The 2,128-nt window shown below is 63.9% G+C and carries 3 protein-coding genes; all 3 read right to left on the minus strand.

Annotated features, from left to right (window positions below; all coding sequences use genetic code 11):
• Positions 1-267 (minus strand): hypothetical protein (locus QZY06_RS06090; protein WP_295681604.1); only part of this gene is annotated, 267 nt, incomplete at its 3' end.
• Positions 264-983 carry an O-methyltransferase gene (locus tag QZY06_RS06095; protein ID WP_295681607.1) on the minus strand — a complete coding sequence of 240 codons (720 nt, stop codon included), beginning with the start codon at positions 981-983 and terminating at the stop codon, positions 264-266. The genes QZY06_RS06095 and QZY06_RS06090, both read right to left, overlap by 4 nt.
• Positions 984-985: 2 nt before the next feature.
• A partial coding sequence (locus tag QZY06_RS06100; protein WP_295681610.1) for a TonB-dependent siderophore receptor occupies positions 986-2,128 on the minus strand: 1,143 nt, incomplete at its 5' end.

Here is a 2,128-nt window from a genome sequence, read left to right on the forward strand (position 1 = left end):
ATTGACCGAACTCGCGGTGTCGGCCAGCGCGCGATTGAGCTTCTCGCCCTTGACCATCACCGAATCGAGCCGCACCGGCTCCGGCTCGCGCGTCGGCAGCACGATCGGCTTGTCGGGCACACGGATGATGCCCAGCGTTGCACCGTCGTCGGGAGCTTCGCTGACGACGGCTTCCCCAGGCGGCAGCTCCTCGGCCAGCGCGGGAAAGCCGGTCAGTGCGGCAATAACGGCGAAGCACATCGGGTTCATGGTTCTGGAACCGCTCATTGCCTGATGGAAAATTCGGTGCCGCCTTTCCATGGCAGCGTCAGCGAGGTGAAGCCGTTGACCGGGTTGCGCACGTGCGCGGCATAGCCGGCGAGCGCCGACTTGAAAGTGCCGAGGTTGTCGGCGACCACGATCGCGCCGCAGCGCAGCTTCGGCGTCAGCAACTGGAGCACTTCCAGCGCCAGATCGGGGAAGCCATCGATCAACACGAAGTCGATCGGCCCATCGAGCGAGCGCAGGGTTTCGCGGGCATCGCCTTCGCGTATCTCGACATAGCTGCCGAGGCCAGCCTGCTCGATGTGCTGACGCGCAGCCGCCACCTTGGTGGCGACCAGCTCGGTGCCGATGACGACGTCGCGGCCGCTGCCACCACGGCTGGCCGGCTCGCAGTTGATGGTGTCGCGCAGGGCGCTGGCGAGCCAGATCGTGCTGACCCCGAAACTGCTGCCGAACTCGACGATCCGCCGCGCCTGCGCCGCCCGCGCCAGCTGATAGAGCAACGCGCCCTGCCCGGCTTCGATGGCGATGAACTTGTCGTCATAAAAGCTCAGGCCCCGGTTGTGCCAGCGCGCGCCGTATCCCGCCAGCAGTCTCGGCAGCTGCGGCAGGTAGTGGCGCAGCAGTTGCAGATTCTGCGTCTGCGCCTGCGCATGCAGGCGCTCCAGCACCGCCCGCGCGCGGGCATCGGTGATCACCGAGAACGGCGAACGACGCATGCTCAGAACTTCGCCCGCAGCGCGAGGGTGAAGCTGCGCGGCTCGCCGTAGAAGTTCTGCCGAAACGAAGAACTGACCTTCTCGTAGTACTTTTCGTCGAGCAGGTTGTTGACGGTGAGATTTGCGCTCCAGTGCGAGTTCAGCTCGTAGCCAAGCTGCATCGACAGCAAGGTGTAGGCATCGGCGACGAAGCGCGCCGGGTTGGCACCGGTAACCTCACTGTAGAACGAGCTGACCGCGCGCAGACCACCGCCGAAACTCAGGCCCTGCAGCGCGCCATTGGCGATCTGGTAGCGCGTCCACAAATTCGCCGAGTGACGCGGCGTGAATGGCGCGAATGACTGCCCTTCCTGCGTCACCGTGCCGACGCGATATTGGGTATCGACATGGGTGTAGCCGGCGCTCAGGTTCCAGCCCGGCAACAGCATGCCGGTGACCTCGGCTTCGAAGCCCTGGCTGCGCACCTTGCCGGACGACACGAAGAACCGAATGTCAGTGGGATCGGTGATCGCGCGGTCCTGATCCTGAAGCCTGAACAGCGCGAACTGGGCGATCACCCGCTGATTCAGGAATTCGGCCTTGACGCCGGTTTCGTACTGACTGCCGGTGCGCGGATTGATCAGCGTGCCGTTGGACTGGAGGGCGTTCTGCGGCTGGAAGATGTCGGCGTAGCTGGCGTACAGCGACACCTGTTCGAGCACGTCGTAGATCACCGCGAAGAACGGCGTCAGCTGACCATCGACGGCGTAGTCCGAACTCGTGTTCAGGGTGAAATTGCGGTTGCGCGATTCCCACCAGCTGATACGGCCACCGGCGACCAGGGTCAGTGGATCGAGCACCCGCAGCCGCACCTGACTGTAGCCGCCGAACTGTGTGGTCTTGACGTCGTCCTGCATGGTGTACGGAAGCGGCGGCTCAGGGATCGCGTGATCGGGCTCAAACACGTTCTGGGTCAAGCCGTTAGTCGCGAACCTCGAGCTGTCGTTGGTCTGATCCTGATCGCGCCAGTTGGCACCGACGATCAGGTTGTGGGTGTGGCCAGCGAAATCGAACGGCAGATTGGCGTACAGATCGGTGCTGAGGTTTTCTCGATCGGTGGTGTAGACGCCGGTCTGGATATCGGTGTTGCCATCGGCATCGACCGC

Source organism: uncultured Nevskia sp. (genome assembly GCF_903885465.1).
Classification (GTDB): Bacteria; Pseudomonadota; Gammaproteobacteria; order Nevskiales; family Nevskiaceae; genus Nevskia.